Source organism: Olsenella sp. oral taxon 809 str. F0356 (assembly GCF_000233535.1).
In the GTDB taxonomy this organism is placed as follows: Bacteria; Actinomycetota; Coriobacteriia; order Coriobacteriales; family Atopobiaceae; genus Olsenella_I; species Olsenella_I phocaeensis.
Genome location: NZ_JH376563.1, coordinates 153,253 through 173,066, shown reverse-complemented (window position 1 = coordinate 173,066; position 19,814 = coordinate 153,253). Strand labels below are relative to the sequence as shown.

The following is a 19,814-nucleotide window of genomic DNA, read 5'->3' as shown; positions in this document are numbered from 1 at the left end:
TATATGACTCCCATCAGAGACAAGGCGCGGTCCCATCCGCCGCATGCGAAGAAAGCGAGTCCGTTATGGCTGAAAAGACGCTCGAGCTCTACATCAAGGACGGTTGTCCCTTCTGCCACAAGGTCCTCTCGTTCATGAAGAAGAACGGCATCGAGCTGCCCCTGCACAACATCAGCCGCAGCGAGGAGGACCTCAACCACCTCGTCGAGGTGGGCGGCGAGAGGCAGGTGCCCTGCCTCTTCATCGACGGCGCCCCCCTGTACGAGTCTGGCGACATCGTGGCCTATCTGGCCAAGGAGTTTGCAGTGGGGGCAACCTCCGCTGACGAGGCGGCGCCTGCGGGCGGCGTCTGCACCATCGGGGGCGGCTGCTCCTTCTAGGGCGTCTCGGGAACCGAGGCCGACGGGAGGTCGTCGTCCATGTCGCTGAGCGTGCTGGTGGCGTCCGACTCCTTCAAGGGCTCGGCGTCGAGCAGGACAATCGCAGAGCTCGTCGAGAGAGGCGTGCGTCGGGTAGATCCTGACGCACGCGTCTTTTGCCTGCCCATCGCGGACGGGGGAGAGGGAACCATCGACGCCCTGCTTGCCGCTCGGAGTGGCAGGTTGCGACACCTCGAGGTCAGGGGGCCCTTGGGTGTGCCCGTCGACGCGCGCTATGCGCTGCTGGACGACGGGTGCGCCGTGCTCGAGGCGGCGGAGGCCATAGGCATCGGCCTCTCCGACCGCAGCCCCGCCTCCGCCCTTGCCGCCTCGAGCTTCGGCCTGGGGCAGCTGCTGCTTGACGCACTGGACCAGGACGCGCGGAGGGTGCTTGTCGGCCTGGGCGGCAGTGCCACCAGCGACGGCGGCGCAGGATTCGCCAAGGCGCTCGGGGCCAGGCTCCTCGACCGCTACGGCATGCCCGTCGAGGAGGGCCTCGCAGGGCTCGTGCGCGTGGAGTCGCTGGACGTCTCGGGCTTGGACCCGCGCCTTGGGGAGGTGGACATGGAGCTCCTGCTCGACGTCACCAACCCGCTCGTTGGCTCCGCTGGGGCGGTGAGGGTGTTCGGACCCCAGAAGGGGCTGGACCCACGCGAGCTCGACCGTTATGACGGGTGGATGAGCGGATGGGGCGAGCTCCTGCACCGCGTCTGCGGCAGGGACGTCGCGGCTGTGGAGGGCGCCGGTGCTGCCGGAGGCCTGGGCGCTTGCCTCATGGCGCTCGCCGACGCCAGGCCGGGACGTGGCATCGAGCTCGTTCTGGATGCCGTCGGCATCGACCAGGCGCTTGCGGGGGTTGACCTCGTCATCACCGGCGAGGGAAGGATGGACGCCCAGTCCGCCTGCGGGAAGGCGCCGGTCGGCGTGGCACGTCGTGCGAAGGCGCAGGGCAAGCCGGTGGTCGCGGTGGTGGGAAGCTGCTCCGACGAGCTCGAGGCCGCGTACGCGCAGGGAGTCGACCTCGTCGTTCCCTGCGTCCACGAGCCATGCTCGCTCGAGGACTGCATGAGGGGCGTGGAGAGGAGCGTGCCCTTTGCCGCCGAGTCGGCGGTCCGGGCCTTCCTCTTGGGTCGGTCCGCGGTCTAGCCCGCCTGTGCCCACGAGTGCAGAGGGGCAGCACGTCGTTCTCGCTTGACCTCATCTCTCCCGTGGCGGAATCTGGGGTTAGCACGCGCGCCATCCTGCCGGGGGGCGGGGGTGCACAGATGACACAAAGGGAGAGGTTCGAATTGGCGCTGCACATAGTCGAGGAGGCAGACCGCCGTCTCAACTGCAAGAGGCCCCTCTGTCAGGAGGGATGCCCGGTCCATACGGCCATCCCCCAGGTGATTCAGATGTTTCGCGAGCGCAGGATGGAGGAGGCGGGCAGGACCCTCTTCGAGAACAACCCCATGAGCGTGGTGTGCGCGCTGGTGTGCAACCACAGCGCGCAGTGCGAGGGGCATTGCATTCGGGGGCGCAAGGGCACCCCGATCCACTTCTCGGCCATCGAGGACTACATCTCCGACGCATACCTGGACCGCATGGGGCCGGACGAGCTGCCTGAGCGCAACGGACGCCACGTCGCCGTGGTGGGCTCCGGTCCCGCGAGTCTCACGGTTGCCATCCAACTTGCCGCCCTTGGCTGCGACGTCACGATCTTCGAGCAGAAGATGGAGATCGGCGGCGTGCTGCGCTACGGCATCCCCGAGTTCAGGCTGCCCAACTCCATCATCGACCGCTATCGTGCGCTGCTCGATCGCCTGGGCGTGCTCGTGCGTCCCAACACGACGATTGGCGGTGCGCTGAAGCTCGACGACCTCCTGCGTGACGGCTACGACGGCGTCTTCGTGGGCACTGGCGCCTGGCGCGCAAAGACCCTGGGCATCAAGGGGCTGGCGCGCGGCAACGTCTTCTTCGGAATCGACTACCTGGTCAACCCCGAGGTCTGTGAGATCGGCCAGGACGTCGCCGTCATCGGCGTGGGCAACGTCGCCATGGACGTGGCGCGCACGGCGATCCGCCATGGGGCGCGTCGCGTGACGCTGTATTCCAACTGGGGTGGCGTCTCGGCAAACTCTGACGAGGTGGAGCTTGCGCAACTCGATGGCGCGCAGATCGTCTACGGGCAGTCCATCGAGTCGATCAACGACAGGGGGCCGGTGTTCCGCCACTCGATCCTAGACGAGGAGGGACAAGTCATCGACATGAGCGACGAACTCGTTCAGGTGGAGTGCGACACGGTGATCTTCTGCGTCTCGCAGGTGCCCAAGGACAAGCTGATCCTCACCACCCAGGGACTCAGGGGCACGGAGCGGGGGACCCTGGTGGTGGATGACGACTGCATGACCACGGTCGAGGGCGTCTTCGCCGCGGGTGACGTGGTGAACGGCCCCAAGACGGTGGTGCACTCCGTCGAGGGGGCCAAGAGGGCGGTCGTCGGCATGCTGCGCTACATGGGGCTGGACGAGTCCGGGCGTCCGGTCGCGGCGCAGGAGTAGGCCAGAGTCTCGCAAGAACCAAGGCCGCTTGGCCATGGGACCCGTCAGCTGGCGGGACCCGGCTCCTTGTTGCCGGGAAGCCTGGCATGCCTCTTCCTCTTGGCGCGCCTTGTCTCCCGTCTGTTGACCGACGCGACTCGTAGTCTGGATTGGGCAAGCAGGGATCCCAACACCTCTGCCCGGATGGCGTGCCGTGCGGGGTCGTCAAGCAGCCGCAGCACCCTCCTCGCCTCTGTCCTGTGGCCCTTGGCGTCAATTGCGTTTGCGATGCGGGCGAGGGTTCTCTCGAGGGAGGACGTATCCCTCAGGTCTTCGCTACGAAGGATGAAGAGCGTGTCGCCCATGGTGGAATAGTCCTCGATGCGCAGCTTGTCGTCTCGCATGCTCCGCTCTTGCGCATGGGAATCGCGGCCGTTGTATTCGAGCGAGATCCCAAAGCGGTCAAATCGGATGTCAGGCCTCATGCTGCGATGCATCAGCAGCCCCCTTGGGTCGTTCGAGAGGTCGATGGGCCTGTTGAGCGCCCCAAAGGTCAGGCTCACTCCCCCATAGCGCGGTGGGTTCGAGAGCATCAGCCCCAGGATGGATTCCATGGGGGAGGCGGAGCCATCGAGGAGCATCTTCGCCGCCTGTCGAGCCAGCTTCGCTCCGTGCCTCCCCCTGCTCGCGGCTAGGTACGAAGACACCTCCGAGGAGGTGGCAAGGGGGTCCAGGCCAAACCCACACCCGCCGTCGTGCCCTGGCTCAAAGGAGTATGTGCCGCAGAGCTCGCAGCCCAGGCCCATGAGCTCGGCAGTCGCGGAAAGATTGCTCATCCTTCCCGATGAAACGAGCTGGTTCAGTTCGGAGGCTCGTCCTAGGAGCATGAGCCCGGGGGCGTCCACATAGACGTTGACGCCCCTTATGGGACTGTCGAGAAAGGGGGTCCTGGTGTCATAGACGCGCAGGAGCGAGTTTGGCAACAGCTCGCCCTCGGTGACGCTGCAACTGAGGCCACGAACAAGAATGCGCTCCTTGCTTGATGCGACCCTGATGCCGATTGCTGGGTCCTCGGCCGCAAACAGGGGGGCAACGAGTTCCCTGACCCCGCTGTGCCCCATCACGTCTCGGCCGCTTGCGTCGACGGGAGGCACCGCCTGGAGCGTGGCTGGTGCCAGGCCGAGGTCGGACCTCAGGCGAGCGGCGCGAAGGAGCGCCACTCCCACTTTTCCCGTGATTACCAGATTCATCCCGTTGGCCCCTCTGACTGGAAACTTCGGTGTCGCAAGTGCTGCCGCGAGCTTTTCAAGGTGCAAGAAACCTAAATGACGTTAGTGTAAACAACGGACAGGAAAAATGGATGATTCTGGATGTGATTGACGATTGTGTAAGGATGATTAGCCCAACTTGGCAATGAGCCACAGAATTCTTTTACACAATCGGAGAACACGTCCATTTGCCCATGTTCTCCGGCAGCGAACTTCGCACAATCGTTGAAGTCGAAACCACTCTCGTTGGGAATCGAGTGCGGGGCGTTTGACGATTGGTGCGTGGCGAACGGGGAGCGCAGATGGAATGTCGTTTTTTGTCATAGCACTTGGGGATGTCGCGGGCAGAGCGGTCTGATGAGGCTCCTGACAAGGGCGTGGGGAAGTCTGGTGAAGATTCCCGGGCGCGTGCGGTTGGCGTCGGTCAGCCCCCTTCTAGCCCCTCACGCGGAGCAGGACGTACTGGACCACGAGCATGCCGAAGAGGGTGGCCATCGAGGCGAAGTAGGCCCAGACCGCACCATTGAACCCGAGCGTCGCCACCAGCGCCACGCTCAACACGACCGAGAGTGCGAAGGTGAGCGCGTAGCTTCTGGTGACGAGCTCCTGGCGGCGCAGCACGGTGATGATCTGGTAGAGGAAGTCCACGACCGCCGACATCCCCCCCGCGAGGACCATCAGGTACAGCTGGTTGCGCATCGGCTCGAAGTCGGTCCCGTAGAGGATTTTCAGGAGGGGCACGCCGAAGGCGGCGTTGAAAAGGAGGGTGCCGGCGGTCAGGGCCGCGGCGACGCCCGCCACGGCAATCACGATGAGGTCGAAGCGTCCCCGGTGGTTGGGCTCGGACCAGATGTTGGAGAGCCTCACGAGCTGGGGCTTGTACACCAGCCCCACGGTCATGGCTATGCCCTGGGCGGGGAAGTAGATGGCGTTGAAGAAGAGCTGGTTCTCGTATGCTAGCGCCCCCTCCATGGCGAACTTCGGCACAGACTCGATGAGTACGAAGAGAAACTGCGCCGCGAAGGCTGGTGCGCATTCGACGAAGATCTCTCGCAGCTCCACGAGGCGGACCCCACGCGAGCGAGGGGTCTCGAGCAGGGCGAGGGGAAGGCTCACCAGCAGGAGCGAGACCCCTGCCGCCCCGGCAAGCGCAAGGCTTGCCACCGCGACGTCATGCGTGACGAGCAGCGCCACGGTGAAGGCGAGCATGGACACGCCGCAGCGCAGCGCCTGGGAGACGCCAGCCAGCCAGAGCTTGTCACATTGCTGGAGCCGTCCCTCGTACACGTCTGCGAGCGAGTCGACCAGGCGGAAGGCGAAGGTACCCACGCAGATCGAGAGCATCTCGCCCGAGTAGCCCTTGACCAGGCACCAGAGCCAGGCCACCCCAACCATGAGCAGACAGCTCGCGGCCCTCTGGAGCTGGTACGAGCCAAACGACTCAGCCTCGTCCACGTCGGAGACCTGGTAGGTGCGCACGCCATAGGTCCCCACGAACTGCAGGAGGTTGGCGATGACGAAGGCCATGGAGAAGCGCCCCGCCGCCTCGGCGCCCGCGAGTTGGGTGGCGATGACGGTGAGCAGGGGGAAAAGCACTCCCCAGAGCCCTAGGCCCAGACTGTTGAAGAGGTAGTCGCTGCGGGTGCGGTGAGCCGCGTAGCGCGCGGTCTGGTCCGCGAGCGAGCCGGACCAGACGGAAGAGATGAGCCGGTCCCACCAGTCGTTGGCGAGGCGCGCAAGGAAGGGCGCCTTGGCCGTCCCGGCCGCACGAGGCCCGCCGGCGACGAAGCGTTTGCCCCCTCTTGTCCCCTTGCCTCGAAAGGTCCTGTCCAGTGGGTTGGTCATGTGATGCCTCGCACATCCTGTGAGCGCTCGTCCCGGTAGGTCGGGTCTGGACTCGACGGCCCCCCTGTCCCTTCCCGCCCTGGCGATTGTATCCCGCCCTGCGCGTGAAGATTGGGTTTCGCTGCGGTCGGCTACATCCTCGGCATACACCCGCCGGCTAAAGTATGGTGTGCGATTCTTTGGCACAAGAGGCTCGAGGCCGGCGCCCGCGACGTTGGCCCAGGGGGAGGTACGGTGTCTGAGCTGGATAGACTGAAGGAGGGCGGACAGGGTTCTGTCCGACCCTCCGCAAGCGAGGCAGAGCTCGAGTGGGCTGCCGCCCGAGAGGCGCTCTCCGAGGTCGAGGTTCCCGACGGGCTCAAGGACAACATGGCGCTCTTCCTGCGCCTGGTGCGCAAGGTACTTGGCGAGTACGACAGCGACCTGCGCGCGACCTTCGACGCGCTGCTCGTCGACACTATCAAGGCGAACTCCTACGAGCCTGGCACCAACGAGGTCGAGATGAACGCCTTCCGCGACGCGGTGCGCATCATCGACTCGCTGCCCGTGGAGAAGGCAACCCTGGTCATGCGGGCCTTCGCGGCCTACTTCCACCTCGCCAACGTCTGCGAGGAGAACTACCGCGTCGGCTCCCTGCGTGCGCGGGAGAGCGCCATCTCGACCAGCGAGCGCGAGGACACCATCAACGACCTGACCGTCGCATATCGCCAGCTCGTGGACGAGTGCGGCACCGGCAAGGCCATGGCCCTGCTCGACCGCCTCGAGTTCCACCCGGTCTTCACCGCGCATCCCACCGAGGCCCGGCGCAAGGCCGTCGAGGGCAAGATTCGCCGTATCGCCGGCCTTCTCGAGGAGCGTCCCCGCCTGGGCGGCGCGTCCCTGGCCGAGAACGAGCGTCGCATGCTGCAAGAGATCGACGCGCTCTTCCGCACCTCGCCCATCGGCATCAAGAAGCCGACTCCCGTCGAGGAGGCCGACACCGTCATTGACATCTTCGACAACACCCTCTTCGACATGGTTCTCGAGGTCTACCGCCGCTTCGACGACTGGGAGCTGGGCGAGAAGGCCGGCACCGTCTCGCCCATCTGCCCCGCCTTCTTTCATCCCGGCAGCTGGATCGGCTCCGACCGTGACGGCAACCCAAACGTGACCGCCAAGGTGAGCCGCAAGGTGAGCGAGAAGTTCCGCGTCCACATGCTCGAGACCCTCGCCGATGCCACGCAGGTCACGGGCCGGAACATCACCCTGGACGCCGCGTCGACCAAGCCCTCCTCCGAGCTGCTCAACCTCTGGAGCCACCAGGTCGAGATGAGCGAGTCGCTCACCAAGCGCGCCCAGGACGTGAGCGCCTCCGAGCTCCACCGCGCCGTGATGATCGTCATGGCAAACCGCCTGAGGGCGACCATCACCCGCACGGCCGACGTCATGTACGCCAACGCGGAGGAGTACGTCGCCGACCTCATGGTGGTGCAGCGCTCCCTCGCCAAGGCTGGCGCAGTGCGCACTGCCTACGGACCCGTCCAGAACCTCATCTGGCAGGCCCAGACCTTCGGCTTCCACCTGGTGGAGATGGAGTTCCGCCAGCACTCGCTGGTCCACAGCCGCGCCCTCGAGGACATCCGCGCGCACGGCCGCTGGGGCGAGCGCGGCGACCTCGCTCCCATGACCCACGAGGTCCTGGACACCTTCCGCGCCATCGGCTCCATCCAGCGCAAGAACGGCGTCAAGGCCGCTCGCCGCTACATCATCTCGTTCACCCAGAGCGCACAGAACGTGGCCGACGTCTACGAGCTGGCCCGCCTCGCCTTCGCTCACGAGGAGGACGTCCCCACCCTCGACGTGATTCCCCTCTTCGAGCAGGTGGAGGACCTCGAGAACGCCATCGACACCCTCAACGAGGTCATCGAGCTTCCCGACGTGCAGCGCAGGCTCCGCCAGACCGGCCGCAGGCTCGAGGTCATGCTGGGCTACTCTGACTCCTCCAAGGACGCCGGCCCCACCTCTGCCACCCTGGTCCTGCACGCCACCCAGGCGCGCATCGCCAAGTGGGCGGAGGAGAACAACATCGACCTCGTGCTGATGCACGGCCGCGGCGGCGCGGTGGGACGCGGCGGCGGCCCCGCGAACCGCGCCGTCCTCTCGCAGCCCAAGGGCTCGGTCAACTGCCACTTCAAGCTCACCGAGCAGGGCGAGGTCATCTTCGCCCGCTACGGGGACCCCACCCTGGCACGCCGTCACGTGGAGTCGGTCGCCGGAGCGACGCTGCTCCAGAGCTCCCCCTCCATCGAGTACGTCAACACCGAGACGACGGCCAAGTACGCCGACGTGGCCTCGGCGCTCGACCGCGCCTCGCGCGAGCGCTACCTCGACCTCCTCAACAGCGAGGGCTTCGCCGAGTGGTTCGCCGTCGTGACCCCCCTGGCCGAGATCGGCCTCATGCCCATAGGAAGCCGGCCGGCCAAGCGCGGCCTGGGCGCGAAGTCCCTTGCCGACCTGCGCACCATTCCCTGGATCTTCTCCTGGTCGCAGGCGCGCACCAACCTCGCTGCCTGGTACGGCCTGGGCACCGCCTGCGAGACCTTCGGCGACCTCGCCCGCCTGCGTGAGGCCTATGCCGAGTGGCCCCTCTTCACGACCTTCGTCGACAACATCGAGATGTCGCTTGCCAAGACCGACGACCGCATCGCCCAGATGTACCTCGACCTCGCCGATCGTCCCGACCTCAACGAGAAGGTCCTGGACGAGATGCGCCTCACTCGCAAGTGGGTGCTCGCCATCACCGGCAACGAGTGGCCCCTCCAGAACCGTCGCGTCCTGGGTCCCGTCATCCGCATGCGCCTGCCCTTCGTCAACGTCCTCTCGCTGGCGCAGGTGCGCGCGCTGGACACCCTGCGCAACAAGGGGGAGGCGCTCACTCCCGAGGAGCGCGAGCGCTTCATCTATCTGATTCTCTGCACCGTCTCCGGGGTCTCCGCCGGCCTGCAGAACACGGGCTGATCCTGTCGGACGGCGGTGCGCGATGACCCGTGGCGTGCCACGAGGGCAAGGGCTCATGAGGCGAGAGGGACGGGCCGTGGAGGTCGTCCCTCTCGTCCCATGACGGGCAATGGCTCCGGTCGGACCTCGCGGGCCGATGTGTCACCCAGTCTGAGCTGGGCTTCGCATCCAGGCCAACAGGATCCAATGTGTATGTTTTGCCATGATTTCCCCTTCCCAAATAATTTGTTAGCTTTGGCTTCCCCAGTTGCCAAAAATCTCTACAATAGCGTGTTAGCTAGCATAAACTTGTGGTCCGTAGCCCAAACGGGCGGGACCCGGGTGGGGGAGCGTCTGATGGATGGAAGCGTTGTGGATGGCACGAGCATGACGAGCACCGCAGGAGTGCGCGTGGTCGGGGCGCAGCTGCCCCTCTCGATGGTCTCGGAAGGCGAGACGGTCACCGTCGCCCGCGTCCGTGGCAGCCAGGAGCTCAGGCAGCATCTCGCCGAGCTCGGCTTCGTGCAGGGTGCCTCCGTGAAGGTCGTCTCGCGCGTGAACGGCGACGTCCTCGTGAGCGTCAAGGGGGCTACCTTCGGCATCGGGCGCGACATGGCCATGAAGATCGCCACCTGCTAGCAAGACAACGGGGGGTATTGGCGCCGGGCATCGCCCGGCCTGTTTTTCTAAGGGGGAAGAATGGCAAGTCTGAGGGACGTGAAGGTCGGCGAGAGCTGTACCGTCTCCAAGCTCACCGGTGCGGGGGCGATCAAGCGCCGCATCATGGACATGGGCCTCACCAAGGGCACCAAGGTCCTGGTCCACAAGGTCGCGCCGCTGGGGGACCCCATCGAGTGCACCATCCGCGGCTACGAGCTCTCGCTGCGCAAGGACGAGGCGGCGTGCATCGAGGTCGTGGACATAGCCAAGGAGTAGCTTCCCCGGGGGCACGGCCCCTTTTTTCTGGCCGAGCGAGTTACCTAAAACTAACAAATGTGAGTCTTCAGGTAGCAAAGGTAAGCCGAGAATAACTCCGGACACGTAGCAGGAAAGGCAAGGAATGGCAGACAAGATCAACATCGCCCTGGCTGGTAACCCCAACTGCGGCAAGACAACGCTGTTCAACGAGCTCACCGGCTCGAACGGCTACGTCGGCAACTGGCCCGGCGTCACGGTAGAGAAGAAGATGGCCACCTGGAAGGCCAACCACGACGTCACCTTCGTCGACCTTCCCGGCATCTACTCGCTCTCCCCCTATTCCCCCGAGGAGGTCGTCTCGCGTGACTACGTGGTCAATGACCGTCCCGATGCCGTGATCAACCTGATCGACGTCACCAACCTCGAGCGCAACCTCTACCTCACCACCCAGGTCCTCGAGGCGGGCCGTCCCGCCGTCGTGGGCCTCAACATGTGCGACCTGCTCAAGGAGCGTGGCGACGTCATCGACTCCAAAAAGCTGTCCCAGATGCTGGGCGTTCCCGTGGTCGAGGTCTCCGCCCTGCACAACAAGAACCTCGACGAGCTGGTCAACGCCTCCCTCGACGCCTCGAAGGCCGGCAAGTCCGCAGAGGGCGTCAAGTGCTTCTCCGCCGAGGTCGAGTCCGCCCTGCAGACCATCGCGGGGCTCATCAAGGATGCCTGTCCCGCCGAGCTCGTGCGCTGGTACGCCATCAAGGTCTTCGAGCGCGATGCCGAGGCCATCAAGCCGCTGAACCTCGGCAAGGACGTCCTCGCATCCGCCGAGAAGGCCATCAAGGCCATCGAGGACGACCGTGACGACGACAGCGAGTCCATCATCACCTCCGACCGCTACGACTGGATCGCCACGGTCATGGACGCCTGCGTCAAGAAGGCCCCCAAGAAGCTCACCACCTCGCAGAAGATCGACCGCATCGTGACCAACCGCGTCCTGGGCCTTCCCATCTTCGCGGCCATCATGATCCTGGTCTACTACATCGCCATCTCCACCATCGGCACCAGCTGGACCGACTGGGTCAACGACAACCTCTTCTCCGATGGCTTCTTCTTGAGCGGCCAGTCGCAGGCCGCCTTCGACGAGGCCAAGGAGGAGTGGTCCTCCAACCACTACGCCGACCAGATCGACGGCTACCTCGCCGCCGCAGAGAAGGCCGGCGTCAACACCGATGGCGTCGCGGACGCCATCGCCGCGGAGGAGCCCACCGCCGAGGACGAGGCGACCATCGCCGACTTCCAGGCTGCGGCCGAGAAGGCCAAGGTCGTCGCCACCGACGTCCCCGTGCACGACGACGACGGCAACTTCGTCGACACCGACGACGAGGCCATCACCGAGGAGACCAGCGACGGCGAGCCGGTGCTCGCCGAGGGCCAGAAGCTCCAGGTGATCGACAAGGTGGACGCCGCCGACTTCGCGGCCGCCCTCGAGGGCAAGGCTGCCGAGCCCGACGAGCACGACTTCGGCAGCTTCGTGGACTCCATCCCCACCGCCGCGACCAACGCGCTCGAGGCGGCTGGCGCCTCCGACCTCGTCAAGGGCCTCGTGGTAGACGGCGTCATCGGCGGCGTGGGCTCGGTCCTGGGCTTCATCCCCCAGATCTTCGTCCTCTTCGTGATGCTCTGCTTCCTCGAGGACTGCGGCTACATGAGCCGCGTCGCCTTCGTCATGGACCGCGTCTTCCGCCGCTTCGGCCTCTCGGGCAAGTCCTTCATCCCCATGATCGTCTCCTCCGGCTGCGGCGTCCCCGGCGTCCTCGCCACCAAGACGATCGAGAACGAGCGCGACCGCCGCATGACGGCCATGCTCACGACCATGATCCCCTGCTCGGCCAAGCTGCCCATCATTGCCCTGGTCATGGGCGTGCTCGCCGGCGGCTCCGACATGTGGTGGGTCGCCCCCATGTTCTACTTCCTGGGCATCGTCGCCATCATCGTCTCGGCCATCATGCTCAAGAAGACCAAGCCCTTCGAGGGCGAGCCCGTCCCCTTCGTGATGGAGCTCCCCGACTACCACTTCCCCAGCATCCGTTCCTGGGCGCTGCACGTGTGGGAGCGCGTCGCCTCCTACGTCAAGAAGGCTGGCACCATCATCTTCGCGGCTGCCGTGGGCATCTGGTTCCTCTCCAACTTCGGCATCGCGGGCTGGGACGGCGGCGACGGCGCCTTCGGCTTCCTCTCCGGCATGGAGGGCGTCCCCGAGAACTACATGGACTACTCCATTCTCGCCGGCGTGGGCGGCGCCCTGGGCTGGATCTTCCTTCCCCTGGGATTTGGCAACTGGCAGGCCACTGCGGCGTCCATCTCTGCCCTGATCGCCAAGGAGAACCTGGTCTCCACCTTCGGCGTCCTCTACGGCCTGGGCGGCGCAACCGAGAACTCCGTGAGCATGTGGCAGGGCTTCGCCGGGATGTTCACCGTTGCCGGCACGCTCCACGTCGGTGCCATGTGCGCGTTCGTGGCGTTCAACATGCTCTGCGCGCCCTGCTTCGCCGCCATGGGCACCATTCGTCGCCAGATGAACTCCGGCTGGTGGACGGCCTTCGCCATCGCCTACGAGTGCGTCTTCGGCTGGGTGATCGGCCTGTTCATCAACCAGTTCTACGAGCTGGTCGTCTTCGGGAGCTTCGGCATCTGGACCGTGATCGCCTTCGTGCTGCTCGCGGCCATGCTCTTCCAGCTCTTCCGCCCGGCCCCCAAGTGGGACAAGAAGGACGAGAAGATCCTGGACAGCCTTGCGGAGGACGTGGCCTAGTCCTGGGCCCGCCCGCATCGCGGGCACGACGGGGTTTCGCGTGACCCCAGACTGCAAGCCAAGGCGCGCCGCCTGCCTGGAAGGTGGGTGGCGCGCCTTCTCATGAACGAGGAGAGAGCGGAAATGGAGCGGACGCAGAGGTCGGTCGAGGTCTTCGAGCCCCTGAGGGGCGCTCGTCTCGCCATCTCGAGCCCCCTCGCGAAGGGGACGAACGCCGCGGACTCCTGCCTTCGCTGGAGTGACGGGGAGCTCCTCCTCATCTATTGCAAGGAAGGCATCCGCCCCGCCCATCCCAGGTGCGCCTCGTCCTCGTCGCCCCGGTCCAAGACGCTCCTGGCGCTTCGCGGAAGGGGAGAAGGCGTCCATCCCCTGCAGCTGCGCAAGCTAGGGGGCATCGTCCTGCTGCTTGACCTGGGGCGCATCGCGCGGGAGGAGGGAGAGGCGCTCGCCGAGTTCGGCGTGGATGCCGAGGGCCTGGCTCTTCTTTCCCGCATGGGCACCACGGTGGCCTCCCTGGACGGGCATCCCGAGCTCGTCCATGTGCTCTTCGAGCTGAACGGCGCCCCGGAGCGGGGTCGTGAGGGCTACCTCAGGCTCAAGGTCGTGGAGCTGCTTCGCCTCCTCTCGCACATCGAGCTCACGGGCTCCGTCAGCCGTCCGCCCGTCCGCCAGTCGCATCGGCAGATCGCCTATCGCGCCCAGGGCGAGCTCATGCGCGACCTCTCCACGCCGCTCACCATCGAGCAGCTGGCGGAGCATTGCGAAAGCTCGCCCACCGTGCTCAAGCAGTCCTTCCGCGAGACCTTCGGCAGTCCCGTCTATTCCTGGTACCGCAGGCAGCGCATGAGGCGTGCGGCGGAGCTTCTGGGGGACGGCCGGCTGGGCGTCTCCGAGGTCGCGGCAGCCGTGGGCTACTCCAACCCGTCCAAGTTCTCCCGTGCCTTCTCCGCCTGCATGGGCTGCTCTCCCAGCGTCTGGAGGGCGCGCCACATGGCCTGAGGTCTGCCTCGGAGCATCGTCGCACGGACACCTCTCGCGGGTCAGAACGGCACACTCCCCAGAAGACCGTCCAAGTAGCGCGTCCGATTGGAGCGGTGCATCCTCTCGGAGTTGTGAATTCTCTCGACGCTGCCTTAGCGTACGAGAGGGATGACTGCTGCACAATGTCAACCAAGGCGACCTTGTGCCACGAGAGAGAGGGAGTAGTCATGCACGCTCATCACATCTGGTTCGCCGTCGGGGGCGCCGCCGTCGCAGGGACGGTCGCAAAGCTCGCGAGCACGGGGCTGCTCCACAAGGGTGCCGTCGCCGTTGCCACCTGCGCGATGAAGGTCGACGCCGCCGTGACGGCCGAGACCCAGAGCATCGTGGACGACGCGAACGACGCCACGGCCGAGGCTCGCCGCAGGGCGAAGATCGACTCAGCCGTAAAGGAGCGCCTTGCCGTCGAGGAGGCAAGGATCCGCGAGGAGGTCACTGCCAAGGTCGATGCCGAGGGTTGCGAGGCATAGCCCTTCATGCATTACAAGATCATCTCTGACCTTCCTGGCCGCCTGCGTCTGCGCTGCGGCTCCAACCTCTTTGGAGACGAGGAGGCGCGTGGCGTCGCATACGCGCTCATGCGCAGTCCCGGCGTGAGGCATGCGGAGGTCCACCCCGCCAACGGGTCGGTCCTGGTGGTCTTTGACCCGTCCTGTCGCGAGCGCGTCTTCGGCGTGGTAGACGGCCTCGACGTCCTCAGGCTTCCGACTGCGGAAGTGGGCATCGAGTCGTACGCGAACGCCATCGAGATCGCGGCCGAGAACAACCGCTTCGCCCTGCGCCTGGGCGGCCTCATCGCCTGGCGTGGCATACGGAGCCTGCTTCTTCCCGCCCCCCTGCGCCACGCATGGACGCTCGTACGCTCCATCGGCTTCATCGCGGAGGGTCTGAGGCGCCTTGCGCGCGGAGAGATCACGGTCGAGGTGCTCGACGCCACCGCCGTGGTGGCCTCGCTCCTGAGGCGCAGCTTCGGCGAGGCCGACACGGTCATGTTCCTGCTGCAGCTCTCCTCGGTGCTGGAGAGGCACGTGCAGAGCCGCGCCCACCTCGCCCTCAAGGACGGCCTCATCACGCGCGCCGAGAACGTCTGGGCCGTGGTCGACGGCAGGGACGTGCGCATCTCCATGGACGAGGTCGAGCGTGGCCAGGTGCTCCACCTCCCGCAGGGGAGCGTGCTTCCCGTCGACGGCACGGTGGTGGACGGGGAGGGACAGATAGACGAGGCGTCCATGACCGGCGAGTCGCGCCTGGTGCACAAGTCGTCGGGGTCCACGGTCTATGCGGGCACCGCCCTCGAGGACGGCGACCTCCTCGTCCGTGTTACCGCGGCTCCGGGGGACGCACGCATCGACGGCATCGTCACCATGGTCGAGCAGTCGTCCGAGCTCAAGGCGGGCGTCCAGAGCAAGGCGGAGCACCTTGCCGACGCGCTGGTGCCCTACAGCTTCCTCTCGTTCTTCGCGATTCTCGCCCTGACGCGCAACGTGACGAAGGCCATGGCCGTCCTCATGGTCGACTACTCCTGCGCCATCAAGCTCTCGACGCCCATTGCGGTCATGAGCGCCATCGACGAGGCCTCCAAGCGCAGCATCGTGGTCAAGGGCGGCAAGTACCTCGAGGCGCTCGCCGCGGCGGACACCGTCGTCTTCGACAAGACCGGCACCCTCACCCATGCGTCGCCGCACGTCGAGAGGGTGCTGAGCCTCACCGGTGCGGACGAGGACACCGTGCTGCGCTACGCGGCATGCATAGAGGAGCACTTCCCCCACAGCATGGCACGCGCCATCGTGGCCGAGGCGGCCCGTCGTGGCCTCAGCCACGAGGACGAGCTGCACGCCAGGGTCAACTACGTGGTCGCGCATGGCATATCGACGCAGGTGGACGGGCTCGAGGCGCTCATAGGCAGCGCCCACTTCCTCTTCGAGGACGAGGGGATCGCGAAGCCGGACGACCTCGAGGAGACCATCCAGGAGGCCATGCCCACCGCCTCGGTTGTCTACCTGGCGCTCGGAGGCGAGCTCGTGGGTGCCATCTGCATCAGCGACCCGCTGCGCGACGAGGCTGCCGCGACCATCGCGCGCCTCAGGGGGCTCGGCATCCAGAAGGTGGTCATGCTCACGGGCGACTCCGAGTCCTGCGCCGCCCACGTCGCCTCCTCCGTCGGCATCGACAGCTACCATGCGCAGGTGCTGCCAGAGGACAAAAGCGGCTACGTGCAGGCGCTGCGCGACGAGGGCCACACCGTCATCATGGTGGGCGACGGCATCAACGACTCGCCAGCACTTGCTGCGGCAAATGTTTCGGTCGCCCTCTCTGACGCGAGCGACATCGCCCGCGCCGTGGCCGACGTCTCGGTGCTGGACTCGTCGCTCGAGTCCCTGGTGACCATGCGTCTCCTCTCCCAGCGTCTCATGGGCCGCATCCGTCGCGACTACGGCTTCATAGTGGGCTTCAACTCCGCGCTCATCGCCCTGGGAGTTGCCAGCGCCATATCCCTCACGACCGCCGCCTACCTGCACAACGCCTCCACGCTGGGCGCGGTGGCCCTCAACACGCGCCACTTGCTGCGAGCGGGGGAGGGAGGGGTCGACTAGCGCGCCTCTCTTGCCTTGGGCTGGCTGCGTGCGCCTGGGACTTCCTGCTCCCGTCCTGTCATTTGTGCTTGCGTCTTCCTATAATTGGTAAGCACGAGCTAACTTTTTGACATGGATGGGAAGCGCATGGAGAATGCAGCCTACCTCGAGGTCACGGACCTCAGAAAAGGGTACGGGTCGGGAGAGGCCCACGTGGAGGTCCTCAGGGGCCTCTGCACGGGTGTTCGGTCGGGCGAGATCTGCACCCTCCTGGGCCCCTCGGGATCGGGCAAGTCGACCTTCCTCAACCTCGTGGGTGGCCTCGAGTCGGCCGACTCCGGCAGCATCCGCGTGGGCGGAGAGGAGCTTACGACCCTCTCCAAGCGCGAGCTCGTCGAGTACCGACGCCGCGAGCTCGGCTTCGTCTTCCAGTTCTACAACCTCGTTCCCGACCTCACGGTCAGGGAGAACATAGAGGTCTGCGCCTACCTCTCGCCCGAGCCCCTCCCCATGGACGAGCTCCTCGAGTCCCTGGGCCTCTGGGACCACCGCGACAAGTTTCCCAGCCAGGTCTCGGGCGGCCAGCAGCAGCGCTGCGCCATAGGACGCGCCCTGGTCAAGGCCCCCCGCCTCCTGCTCTGCGACGAGCCCACGGGCGCCCTCGACTACAAGACCTCCAAGGAGATCCTCCAGCTCATGGAGGACGTCAACCAGCGCTATGGCTGCACGATGGTCATCGTCACCCACAACGAGGCCATCCAGTACATGTCCCATCGCGTGCTCCAGCTGCGCGACGGACAGATCGTCTCGGAGCATACGAACCAGACGATCAAGCCCGCCTCCGAGCTGAGCTGGTAGCCGCCATGAGGAACCCACTCGACAGGCGTATCCCACGCGAACTCAAGGCGGACCTCGGGAAGTACCTGGGCATCTTTGCCCTCCTCTTCCTCATCTCCGCCATGGTGACCGGCTACATGGTCGCCGCATCGTCGCTCCAGGCGACCATCGAGGGCATGCGCGACAGGTATGTCGTCGAAGACCTGCAGTTCGACTGCGACTTCGAGGCTCCCAAGAAGGCGGTGAGGGCCGTCGAGGCGCTGGGGATGACGGTGCACGAGAACTTCTACCGTGACCTCACGATGGGTTGGAAGAGGGCGTCCGGGGAGGAGGGCGTCGGCACCGTCCGCGTGATGCGCATCAGGCGCGACTTCGACCTTCCCGTATATGTGGAGGGGGAGGAGCCGGGCTCGAGAGGCCAGATCGCGCTCGACCGGACGTTCTGCGAGAACAACGGCCTGAGGGTGGGCGACCACGTCACTGTGGACGGGAGGGACTTCTCCGTCTGTGGCATCATGACGCTCTCGGACTACCCCACCCAGATGGTCCACAACTCCGACCTCATGTACAACACCCAGAGCTTCTCGGTCTCGCAGGTCTCTGACGAGGACTTCGACCAGCTCGTGGGAAGTTCGGCCCAGTGGCGCTACTCGGCGGTCCTGGACGACCGCTCTACGGCGCTTCCCCAGAGGGTCGAGCTCGAGAAGAAGGTGGCAGAGGCCATCAGCCAGAACGGCGCGTCGCTCTCGAGCATCGTGGACCGCGAGTCCAACCAGGCCATCACCTTCAGCCAGGACGACGTGGTCCATGACCAGGGCATGTGGGAGGTCATGCTGGTCCTGCTCGTGCTGATCATGGCCTTCGTATTCGTGGTGCTCACCAACGCCACCATCGAGGAGCAGAGCTCGGCGATAGGCACGTTGCTCGCCTCGGGCTGGCGCCGCTCGGAGATCTTGCGGCACTACCTCACCTTGCCCGTCCTGGTGGGGACGGTCGCCTGCGTCGTCGGCAACGTGGTGGGCTACGCGTTCCTGATCAAGCCCATGGGCAACCTGTACATGCGTAGCTACAGCCTGCCTCCGTATGTGGTGACCTTCCAGCCGCGCGTCTTCGTGATGACGACGCTCATTCCCCTGGGCATGCTGGTGCTCATCACCTTCTTCGGCCTGCTGCGCAAGCTGGGTGCGACCCCCCTGGCGTTCCTGCGACACGAGACCTCCCACCGCAGGGGCCTCGGCCGCGTGCGCCTCCCCAGCTCCTGGGGCTTCTCCCTGCGCTTCAGGGCGCGCGTCTTCCTGCGTAACATCTCCCAGTTCGTCATCCTCTTCCTGGGCATCTCGGTGGGAAGCATCCTCCTTCTGATGGGTCTGATCATGCTGCCCACCGTCGAGCACGTCGCCCGCACCATGAGCCAGTCGGTTCCCGCCCAGCACGTGTACCTGCTCAAGGCGCCGCTGCGCCTCGATGGGAGTGCCGACGAGCGTGCGGCGTTCGAGGCTGCGGAGACGCTCTCCACCTCGAGTGCGGAGGACGTCCAGGCACTCGATCCCGCGACACTCCTGGGCCTCGCGGTCAAGGCGCAGACGGTCAACCCGGACGACCGGGCGGTCAACGTGCGCGAGAACTCTCCCGAGCGCATCGCGCAGGCCGAGCGATTTGCCGCTGCAAGCCTCGAGGTCAAGCGCAACCTCGCCGACTCGATGGAGCAGATCACGCTCTATGGCATCGAGGAGCCGTCGCGCTACTGGTCTGACGTGCAGCTCTCGCGCGGCGGCATCGTCGTGGGGAAGGGACTGTCCCAGAAGTGCGACCTCAGGGTCGGGCAGACCTATCCCTTCGTCGACCGCTTCGAGGGCAAGACCTATGACCTCAGGGTGGATGGGATCACGGGCGGCGACACCAACATGGACGCATACCTGTCGCGTGCGGACTTCTGCGCGCTGATGGGGGAGCCGGACGACTACTTCAACGGCTATGCGTCGGACGAGGCCCTCGACCTCGATCCCCGCTTCACCGCCAAGGAGATCACGCCGCAGGAGATGCTCAAGGTCGTCGACCAGATCCAGGAGTCCATGGGCGACATCATGAACACCATGGTCGCCCTCTCGGTGCCCTTCTACCTGGTGGTCATGTACCTGCTCACCAAGACGGTCATCGACAGGTCCGCCCGCTCGATTTCGTACATGAAGGTGTTCGGCTACCAAGACGGCGAGGTCGCCCGCCTCTACATCCGCTCGATCACCACGGTCGTGGCCCTGACCCTGGTGCTGAGCCTTGGCGGAATCGTGAGCCTCTTCAGGCTGATCATGAAGTTCATGATGGTCAGCTACTCCGGGAACTGGACGCTCTGGTACGCACCCCAGCACCTGGTGGAGCTGGTGGCCATCGGATTCGCCACTTATGGCGTCGTCGCCTTGATTCACCTGCGCAACATTCGCAGGGTCTCCCTCTCGGAGGCGCTCAAGGTCCAAGAGTAGCTTGCGACGCGCCGCCAGCGACGACGCGACAAGGAGCGCGGCCTCCGTCTCCCAGGGGACGGAGGCCGCGTCATGCGGGGAAGGAAAGACCGCAAATCCCGTGAAATGCTGTCATCCCGGTGCGCCAACAGG

Annotated in this window: 14 protein-coding genes; 12 read left to right on the top strand and 2 right to left on the bottom strand. The window is 65.7% G+C overall.

Features of this window, described 5'->3' with window-relative positions:
• The first annotated feature begins 65 nt into the window (after positions 1 to 65).
• The 3 genes from HMPREF1008_RS00780 (at position 66) to HMPREF1008_RS00770 (ending at position 2,959) form a co-directional block, all read left to right on the top strand.
• A complete protein-coding gene (locus tag HMPREF1008_RS00780; RefSeq protein WP_009277938.1) occupies positions 66 to 380 on the top strand; it encodes a glutathione S-transferase N-terminal domain-containing protein in 315 nt (104 codons plus the stop codon).
• Between the two features lie 39 nt (positions 381 to 419).
• Positions 420 to 1,565 carry a glycerate kinase gene (locus tag HMPREF1008_RS00775; protein ID WP_009277937.1) on the top strand — a complete coding sequence of 382 codons (1,146 nt, stop codon included), beginning with the start codon at positions 420 to 422 and terminating at the stop codon, positions 1,563 to 1,565.
• A gap of 143 nt (positions 1,566 to 1,708) precedes the next feature.
• On the top strand, positions 1,709 to 2,959 hold the full coding sequence (locus HMPREF1008_RS00770) for an FAD-dependent oxidoreductase (RefSeq protein WP_040656655.1): 1,251 nt from the start codon (positions 1,709 to 1,711) through the stop codon (positions 2,957 to 2,959).
• A 44-nt stretch (positions 2,960 to 3,003) separates the two neighbouring features.
• Here HMPREF1008_RS00770 and HMPREF1008_RS00765 read toward each other — a convergent pair whose 3' ends face one another.
• Positions 3,004 to 4,188, bottom strand: coding sequence for a hypothetical protein (locus HMPREF1008_RS00765; protein WP_009277935.1), 1,185 nt, complete (start codon positions 4,186 to 4,188; stop codon positions 3,004 to 3,006).
• A 453-nt stretch (positions 4,189 to 4,641) separates the two neighbouring features.
• On the bottom strand, positions 4,642 to 6,051 hold the full coding sequence (locus tag HMPREF1008_RS00760) for a lipopolysaccharide biosynthesis protein (protein WP_009277934.1): 1,410 nt from the start codon (positions 6,049 to 6,051) through the stop codon (positions 4,642 to 4,644).
• Between the two features lie 234 nt (positions 6,052 to 6,285).
• Between HMPREF1008_RS00760 and HMPREF1008_RS00755 the strand changes: the two genes are divergently transcribed.
• The 9 genes from HMPREF1008_RS00755 (at position 6,286) to HMPREF1008_RS00715 (ending at position 19,682) form a co-directional block, all read left to right on the top strand.
• Positions 6,286 to 9,048 carry a phosphoenolpyruvate carboxylase gene (locus HMPREF1008_RS00755; protein WP_009277933.1) on the top strand — a complete coding sequence of 921 codons (2,763 nt, stop codon included), beginning with the start codon at positions 6,286 to 6,288 and terminating at the stop codon, positions 9,046 to 9,048.
• A gap of 336 nt (positions 9,049 to 9,384) precedes the next feature.
• On the top strand, positions 9,385 to 9,666 hold the full coding sequence (locus HMPREF1008_RS00750; RefSeq protein ID WP_231782223.1) for a FeoA family protein: 282 nt from the start codon (positions 9,385 to 9,387) through the stop codon (positions 9,664 to 9,666).
• A 60-nt stretch (positions 9,667 to 9,726) separates the two neighbouring features.
• Positions 9,727 to 9,963: a ferrous iron transport protein A gene (locus HMPREF1008_RS00745; protein ID WP_009277931.1), complete on the top strand. Its 237-nt coding sequence runs from the start codon at positions 9,727 to 9,729 to the stop codon at positions 9,961 to 9,963.
• A gap of 124 nt (positions 9,964 to 10,087) precedes the next feature.
• Complete coding sequence (locus tag HMPREF1008_RS00740) at positions 10,088 to 12,754, top strand: ferrous iron transporter B (RefSeq protein WP_009277930.1); 2,667 nt, start codon at positions 10,088 to 10,090, stop codon at positions 12,752 to 12,754.
• Positions 12,755 to 12,877: 123 nt separating this feature from the next.
• Entirely contained in the window at positions 12,878 to 13,753 is an 876-nt protein-coding gene (locus HMPREF1008_RS00735; protein WP_009277929.1) for an AraC family transcriptional regulator, read from the top strand.
• A gap of 209 nt (positions 13,754 to 13,962) precedes the next feature.
• The gene (locus tag HMPREF1008_RS00730; RefSeq protein WP_009277928.1) at positions 13,963 to 14,265 is read left to right on the top strand and encodes a hypothetical protein; all 303 of its coding nucleotides are present in this window, start codon (positions 13,963 to 13,965) and stop codon (positions 14,263 to 14,265) included.
• Between the two features lie 6 nt (positions 14,266 to 14,271).
• On the top strand, positions 14,272 to 16,389 hold the full coding sequence (locus HMPREF1008_RS00725; RefSeq protein WP_009277927.1) for a heavy metal translocating P-type ATPase: 2,118 nt from the start codon (positions 14,272 to 14,274) through the stop codon (positions 16,387 to 16,389).
• Positions 16,390 to 16,515: 126 nt separating this feature from the next.
• Positions 16,516 to 17,226, top strand: coding sequence for an ABC transporter ATP-binding protein (locus tag HMPREF1008_RS00720; protein WP_009277926.1), 711 nt, complete (start codon positions 16,516 to 16,518; stop codon positions 17,224 to 17,226).
• A gap of 5 nt (positions 17,227 to 17,231) precedes the next feature.
• Entirely contained in the window at positions 17,232 to 19,682 is a 2,451-nt protein-coding gene (locus HMPREF1008_RS00715; protein ID WP_009277925.1) for an FtsX-like permease family protein, read from the top strand.
• The last annotated feature ends 132 nt before the right edge of the window (positions 19,683 to 19,814 follow it).

Excerpts from the sequence above, each read along its gene's own strand:
- HMPREF1008_RS00780 (WP_009277938.1), top strand. The coding sequence starts at position 66 with ATGGCTGAAAAGACGCTCGAGCTCTACATCAAGGACGGTTGTCCCTTC.
- HMPREF1008_RS00775 (WP_009277937.1), top strand. The coding sequence starts at position 420 with ATGTCGCTGAGCGTGCTGGTGGCGTCCGACTCCTTCAAGGGCTCGGCG.
- HMPREF1008_RS00765 (WP_009277935.1), bottom strand. The coding sequence starts at position 4,188 with ATGAATCTGGTAATCACGGGAAAAGTGGGAGTGGCGCTCCTTCGCGCC.
- HMPREF1008_RS00760 (WP_009277934.1), bottom strand. The coding sequence starts at position 6,051 with ATGACCAACCCACTGGACAGGACCTTTCGAGGCAAGGGGACAAGAGGG.
- HMPREF1008_RS00750 (WP_231782223.1), top strand. The coding sequence starts at position 9,385 with ATGGATGGAAGCGTTGTGGATGGCACGAGCATGACGAGCACCGCAGGA.
- HMPREF1008_RS00745 (WP_009277931.1), top strand. The coding sequence starts at position 9,727 with ATGGCAAGTCTGAGGGACGTGAAGGTCGGCGAGAGCTGTACCGTCTCC.
- HMPREF1008_RS00740 (WP_009277930.1), top strand. The coding sequence starts at position 10,088 with ATGGCAGACAAGATCAACATCGCCCTGGCTGGTAACCCCAACTGCGGC.
- HMPREF1008_RS00735 (WP_009277929.1), top strand. The coding sequence starts at position 12,878 with ATGGAGCGGACGCAGAGGTCGGTCGAGGTCTTCGAGCCCCTGAGGGGC.
- HMPREF1008_RS00730 (WP_009277928.1), top strand. The coding sequence starts at position 13,963 with ATGCACGCTCATCACATCTGGTTCGCCGTCGGGGGCGCCGCCGTCGCA.
- HMPREF1008_RS00725 (WP_009277927.1), top strand. The coding sequence starts at position 14,272 with ATGCATTACAAGATCATCTCTGACCTTCCTGGCCGCCTGCGTCTGCGC.
- HMPREF1008_RS00720 (WP_009277926.1), top strand. The coding sequence starts at position 16,516 with ATGGAGAATGCAGCCTACCTCGAGGTCACGGACCTCAGAAAAGGGTAC.
- HMPREF1008_RS00715 (WP_009277925.1), top strand. The coding sequence starts at position 17,232 with ATGAGGAACCCACTCGACAGGCGTATCCCACGCGAACTCAAGGCGGAC.